The 5,890-nt window shown below is 59.4% G+C and carries 6 protein-coding genes and 5 pseudogenes; 1 reads left to right on the top strand and 10 read right to left on the bottom strand.

The window, feature by feature from the left end; all coding sequences use genetic code 11:
- The 7 genes and pseudogenes from AC1DYF_RS39890 to AC1DYF_RS39860 form a co-directional block, all read right to left on the bottom strand.
- Positions 1-311: pseudogene (locus AC1DYF_RS39890) on the bottom strand (hypothetical protein); the annotation flags it as partial.
- The gene (locus tag AC1DYF_RS39885; protein ID WP_477884416.1) at positions 308-700 is read right to left on the bottom strand and encodes a YsnF/AvaK domain-containing protein; all 393 of its coding nucleotides are present in this window, start codon (positions 698-700) and stop codon (positions 308-310) included. The pseudogene AC1DYF_RS39890 and the gene AC1DYF_RS39885, both read right to left, overlap by 4 nt.
- Positions 701-1,180: 480 nt before the next feature.
- Positions 1,181-1,774, bottom strand: a complete 594-nt coding sequence (locus AC1DYF_RS39880) for a cysteine hydrolase family protein (RefSeq protein ID WP_477884414.1) — start codon at positions 1,772-1,774, stop codon at positions 1,181-1,183.
- The gene (locus AC1DYF_RS39875) at positions 1,775-2,104 is read right to left on the bottom strand and encodes a hypothetical protein (protein ID WP_477679382.1); all 330 of its coding nucleotides are present in this window, start codon (positions 2,102-2,104) and stop codon (positions 1,775-1,777) included.
- A 59-nt stretch (positions 2,105-2,163) separates the two neighbouring features.
- Positions 2,164-2,358, bottom strand: a complete 195-nt coding sequence (locus AC1DYF_RS39870) for a hypothetical protein (RefSeq protein WP_477884412.1) — start codon at positions 2,356-2,358, stop codon at positions 2,164-2,166.
- Positions 2,349-3,428: a DNA topoisomerase IB gene (locus tag AC1DYF_RS39865; RefSeq protein ID WP_477884410.1), complete on the bottom strand. Its 1,080-nt coding sequence runs from the start codon at positions 3,426-3,428 to the stop codon at positions 2,349-2,351. The genes AC1DYF_RS39870 and AC1DYF_RS39865 overlap by 10 nt, the downstream gene beginning before the upstream one ends.
- A 4-nt stretch (positions 3,429-3,432) precedes the next feature.
- On the bottom strand, positions 3,433-3,633 hold the full coding sequence (locus tag AC1DYF_RS39860; protein ID WP_477884408.1) for a hypothetical protein: 201 nt from the start codon (positions 3,631-3,633) through the stop codon (positions 3,433-3,435).
- A gap of 213 nt (positions 3,634-3,846) precedes the next feature.
- On the opposite strand from AC1DYF_RS39860, the pseudogene AC1DYF_RS39855 reads away from it, so the two are divergent.
- Positions 3,847-4,035, top strand: a pseudogene (locus tag AC1DYF_RS39855) (hypothetical protein).
- Between the two features lie 68 nt (positions 4,036-4,103).
- On the opposite strand, the pseudogene AC1DYF_RS39850 reads toward AC1DYF_RS39855, so the two are convergent.
- The 3 pseudogenes from AC1DYF_RS39850 to AC1DYF_RS39840 all read right to left on the bottom strand — a co-directional run.
- Positions 4,104-4,574, bottom strand: a pseudogene (locus AC1DYF_RS39850) (SDR family NAD(P)-dependent oxidoreductase); the annotation flags it as partial.
- A 48-nt stretch (positions 4,575-4,622) separates the two neighbouring features.
- A pseudogene (gene xth / locus AC1DYF_RS39845) lies at positions 4,623-5,400 on the bottom strand (exodeoxyribonuclease III).
- 363 nt (positions 5,401-5,763) lie between these two features.
- Positions 5,764-5,890: pseudogene (locus tag AC1DYF_RS39840) on the bottom strand (IS6 family transposase); the annotation flags it as partial.

Genomic DNA, 5,890 nt, shown 5'->3' with positions numbered 1-5,890 from the left:
AGGATGTCGACGGCCTTGTCATGCTGGGCTTCCGTGACGGCGTCCACCGTTACAAGATAGCCGCCGCGGCGCAGGCCCTCGGCGTAGACCGCGCGGTCCTCGTCGGGGAAAAAGAAGTCGCCGAGCGACGCCCAGAAGCCGCGGCCTGCCTCAACATCGGTGGCGGCGACGTTGTCTGATTCCGCGCCGGGCACCAGACGCACGTTGCTTTCGGCGATGCCCGCCGCGATCAGGTCGCGCGTGGCTTCCTCGGCGTCGGAACGGTCCCGGAAAAACGCGGTCAGGGTCCGCTGGTTCTGTGCTTCCATCATTGTTCTTCTCCTTGGTCGGGGGTAGTTTTAATTCTCTCAATCGTCGCGACCTGCTTGCGCAACGTGACGGGCATCTCGACATGCTCGGTGCTCTTCGCACGCGTGAGGCGGATTTCTTCTTTGAGTACAAGGCGTTTTTCGATCACCAGAGCCTCTTCGAGGACAGGGATGACCGTCGTGTTTCCTTCCTCGCGGACACCCGGCGCTACGGAAACTTCTCTATCGATGGGTACGCGTTCTACAGTTACATCCATCCGTTCTAGATCGGCTGCCGCCAAGGAGTCGACGTCATGTGTCGCAGTGGTGACCGTCACTTTTCCCGAAGTCTTATCGCGTTTGTTGACGGACAGTTTTTCCTCGACTATCGGGACGTGAACTGGCTCGTTCATGGATTGATCCTTCGAATATCAACGAGGCTCGACTCGATGGGTTCCGGCATCACTTTCCTTGCGCCAACGCAGCGCGACGCAATCGTCAATCGCGAGCAAAACCTCGTCGCGCGCCCACCCACCGTCTCGTGCGCAGGCAATTATCTCGCCCACCCTCTGGTCGATCAGGTCGCGAAGGTCGGGGACCCGTGTTGGGGCGTCCTGGGTGCTGTTCACTACTGAACTCCATCTTGAGATGCTCGGCGAGAGCCGCGGTCCCAGCGACAAAGCGACGCCAAGGACGGCCGAACACCGCGCGTGCCGCCCGAAATTGTCTCCTGGGTCAATGATAATCTCGCTCTCGAAGACGCTTGGCAGGTCAATGCGGGCAAGTGACCTTGGTTCCCCGTGCGGAACCGTACAGAGGTGGTTTTCCAAACGGCGTCGATGACTTTCGCCGTCGTTGGGGGGATGAACGGTAGTGAAGTGCAGGATCATGCGTCAAAGGCGGGATTTCGCCACGGAAAGAAACGACCCTGTTGTCACTAATTCGAGCTGGACGGAGAAGCGGTCCCCCAGCAGCTTTAGAGAGGCGTCATGCGTCTCGTCCGCCCCACTACACACCGCGTCCTCAAGCAGGATCATTCGGTATCCGAGGTCGATGCCGCCCAGCACCGCGGCGAGGACACACACATCCGTCTCGCCACCGGAGACCACCAGTGTCGAAACTCCTTCCTGGGCAAGGGCGGAGTATAGACGTCCGTCGATCCAGGGCGAGTATGTCCGCTTGTCAAAAACTGTTGCAGGCGGCACAAAACACGCCAGTTCGGGCACGAGGTCGACAAGCTCCGGATGCAGATGCTCCATCGTCATGGCCGACCATTTCAGATAGTAGTCCCGCCACGTTCCGCGAAGTTGTTCGGCCCTCTCAGGCGGCACGAAGCGTGTGAAGATCGTGCGCTCCGGATAACGTCTGGAGACTTCCACCACCTGATCGGAGACGCGGTCCATCCACGGAACTCTCCACGGCGTCTCTTCGGCGAACATGCGCTGCATGTCGACGCATAGATGTCGCCACTCGCCGAGACCATCCATTCAGCGACCCGACCGTCCCCAAAGGTAACCGACCAGGGCAGCGATCCCGACGGATAGGAAGACGTTCTGCTTCAGCCTTTCCTCAGCGGCGGTTGCCAGTTCTTTGAATTCCGCCGACGCGATCCGTGTCGTGCCCGAGGCGATTTGCTGGACCGACTCGCGGAGCCGTTCCAATTCGTTCTTAAGCGCGGCAATTTGCTCTTTCTGGTCAGGAAGAGTGGATTCGGCGTCGCGCTCGGTGTTCTTCTGCGCGATCACGTCGTCGGCTTTCGACGTGGCCACTCCGTCTGGGTTGGTCCAAATGCCTGATTGTGTTGTATCGTCTGTCATACGTCCTTCTCCTTAACTGCGCCACCGGCCGCTGGCTGGACCCGTGTCGGCTCAATGCATCAGGCCTTGGGCTTGCCCTTGGAATTGACGGCTTCGTTCGCGAACAGGGTCAGCGCTTCCTCGGTCTTGGTCTCGTCGACCAATATGCGTGAACAACGATCGATGACGGGTGAAGCTGTGCCAGCCTCCATCGCCTTGTTCGAAGATGCTCCACTGGCGGGCGGCATGGCATCGACGCGGGACATCAACCGCATGAGCTGAGCCACTTGAAGACGCAGATTTCGTCTTCGTCGAGCCAGTCGAGCAACCGCATGCTCCGCGTTTTTCCCATTTTAACGAGGTGGGCCAACGTGCCCGCCTCGAAATCTTCAAATACCCTCGGGTGGATGTAGGATGTCCGGCAGACGGACCGCGTGTTCACAAGCTTGGCCGCGACACTGTCGACGACAGCGTTGATCTGGCGTGCCCGTTCTCTCTGGCTCGCACCGGCCTCGACCGCGGCTAGACCGAAGGCGGCCATGCAGGTCGCGCCCCAGGTCCGGAATTGCCTCGAACTGAAGTCGCCGCCAGCGGCGTCGCGAATATAGTCGTTGACGTCCTGCGAAGTCAGCTGGTGAGGACGTCTGTCATCATCGAGATATTGGAAGAGATTCTGCCCAGGCAGTTCCTGAATGCGTTGGATCACACCCGCCAGCCGGCGGTCGCTGTGGGATACGCGCCATTCCTTGCCGGACTTACCCTTGAACCGGAAATGCACGACGGAGCCTTCGATCTTGACGTGCCGGTTGCGCAGGGTCGTCAATCCGAAGCTGCCGTTGGCGGCGGCGTAAGTCTGGTTTCCGACCCGGATGTAGAGATTGTCCAGTAGGTGGACGACCGTGGCCAAAGCCTTTTCGAAACTGGGCTTGCGGAGACGTAAGTCGCGGTCCACCCGCTCTCTGATCTCGGGCAGCCGATCGGCGAATTGGGAAAGCTTTTCGAACTTTGCCTTCCCGCGCTCGGCAGACCAGTCGGGATGGTACCGATACTGCCGTCGGCCTCGAGCATCGACGCCGATGGCCTGAAGATGGGACATCGGGTTTGAGGAGATAACGACGTCCGTATAAGCTGGCGGAATGGCCAGTTTGGCAAACCGACCGAGTTCGGCGGGATCAGTTACGCGGTTACCTCCCGCATCATAATAAAGGAAGCCATGCTTGCCCTGCCTGCGGGTAATGCCGCCTTCGAGCGACGAAGCATAAATTAGACCCGAACCTTCCGTCACCGCGTCGGGAAGGCTCTTGCTGACCGTCAGGCCTTCTGTGCCAAGCTCTATGTGTTGCATCGGGTCAGTCGCGCTTATTGGTCTGCGTCCGAATGTCGAAACCGGGATTCGGCGAGGGTTTCTTCTCGTGATCATGCATGGTGGCGTCGTCGTCGCCCGTGACCTTTGTGGGAATGGCGTTCGCGACGCCATCGCTTTTGGGGTCTGCCTGCGAGTCAGCGAACTGCCCTCGGGCATCTTTTTCTACGGTTTGTTTGGTGGCCATGATTGCTGCATCTCCATGAGCCGTAAACTTGCCGCGCGGCCTCTGGTTCCAGCGCAAGCCTCCGTCGCTCCTGAAATACTGAACCGATTTTGCCGTCGGATCGGCTCCGTACCAAAGCGTCGATTTTTGGAACAACCGAGTGGATGTGGAGTTGGCCCCTGAGGCCTGCGGAAGCGGCCTCCCGCATTTACGCAATATCCAAGGAGAATTTTCATGGCAAACAAAGGTGGAAGCCACGAGCAGCACGTGAAGGCTGGTCAGCAGAGCCACAAGAACGGCGACACGTCGGACCGCAATGCGTCGGCGTAGAGCAATCGGGACGACCGCTCGCAAGCCTCGCGTAGCGGCAGCTATGACCAGCAGTCGAAGGCGGGGCAGCAGAGCCACAAGAACAGCCATTAACCGCTGTTACGCTATAGGTGGAAAAGCCCGCGATTCCGCGGGCTTATCAACGTCTGCCGGACGATGCCTTAATTCTTGGCTGATCCCGGCTCCGCCATTTTCCTGTGCTGTTCAGCAAGCATCTCCGCAGGCATAACGTGGGCTGGAGTTTGTTCTTCCAGCCGCCGACGACATCGCCTCCCCCATCCATCATCGCGTCGAAACCAATCCTGGCAATCGGCCGGGTCGTCCTTTTCCTGAGACCCGACTTTGGTGTCGAGCATGTCGGCGCGCTCGAAGAAGCGGGTGTCGGTCGCCCGGGCATCAGGCAGGTCAAGTCACGCCCGAGTCCATGAGTTCCTTGCGAAGCGCGAAGGAGAAGCTGTTCAGGAACGCCTTCGTGCCGATATAGACGGCTTGGAACGTGCCCGGCATGAAGCCAGCGATGGACCCTCTGATCAGGATTCAGCCACGGCGCTGGACGCGCTACCGACAGAGTGGACGAGTTCAATCGTCCCGGTCACGTTGATGTCGATCACGGGTCGAACATTTCCAAGGTCCTAGTCGAGGAAGCCCTTCCGATGGGTCTTGCTTCTACCACCTTGCCCTCACTCCGCCTTGATTTCGATCCAGACGGGAGCGTGATCGCTCGTGTGTTCCCATCCGCGCACGTGTTTGTCGACGCCCGCCCCGGTGAGGCTGCTGGCAATGGCGGGACTGAGGGAGGAAGTGATCGATGCGCAGCCCCGCGTCCCTGGCGAACGCATTGCGGAAATAGTCCCAAAACGTATAGATGCGTCGGTCGCCGATCAGCTTTCGCACGGCGTCAGTCCAACCTTGTTCTACCAGCTGCCGAAAAGAGTCGCGCACTTCCTCCCTGAACAACGCGTCGTCTACCCACCGTTCCGGCTTGTAGACGTCTATCTCGGTGGGCATGACGTTGTAGTCGCCCGCCAAAATCACGGGCACATCAAGATCGAGCAGCTCCTGCGCATATTTTTTCAGGCGTTCGAACCAGGCGAGCTTGTAGTCGAATTTCGGTCCCGGCCACGGATTTCCGTTGGGCAGATATAGACAACCCACGAGGATGCCGCGGATCGCCGCTTCGATGTATCGGCTATGGACATCGTCAGGATCGCCTGGCAGGCCCTTTCGTGTCTGATGAGGTTGTTCGCCCTTCGCGGGGATCGCGACGCCGTTCCAGCCTTTCTGACCATGCCAGATCGCACCGTAGCCTGCAGTCTCGATATCCTTGACGGGGAATCTAATGTCGGGCGCTTTGAGCTCCTGCAGGCAAACCACGTCGGGGGACGCCTCGGCGAGCCACCGCAACAGCACCTCTAGGCGGCCGCTCACGCCGTTGACGTTGTAAGTGGCAATCTTCAACTCGCGGACTCTTTTGAGCGAAAATTCAGATGCACGTCCGGGAGGCCGGCGTCTTCATGATGTGGACATTTCCAACGTTGAGGGGCGGTTTTCATCGTCGTCACGTCTGCTCCGAGTTCGATGGCCCGCTGCCGGGTATCGTCGTCGTGGCAACCGAAATCGGGTCACTGGCGGGAAACGACGACGCCAGCCCTTCGTCGAGCTGGTCGTCGAGCGTTTCCGACTTCTTGGCTTCACGCTCGTCGCGAAGTGAAACGGCGGCGGGACTTTTCCCGTCGGCGGTCGCTATCGTCGGATCAGGCGAACCGGCATCGTAAACTTAATGGGCGAGAGGCAATGGGAGCCCGCTTGCGTCACGACGGTTCACATCCGCGCGATTCTCGCCCAGAGGTTCATCGCCTCTGAACGCAGTTCACGATGATGGCTGGATGAGATGTCGTGGCGGGGGATGTAAAACAGATTGGCGATCGGATCATGGATTGAGACGAAG

Source organism: Rhizobium sp. P2_G9 (assembly GCF_056403475.1).
The sequence above is the reverse complement of the archived record's forward strand: the minus strand, read 5'-3'. Positions and strand labels throughout refer to the sequence as shown.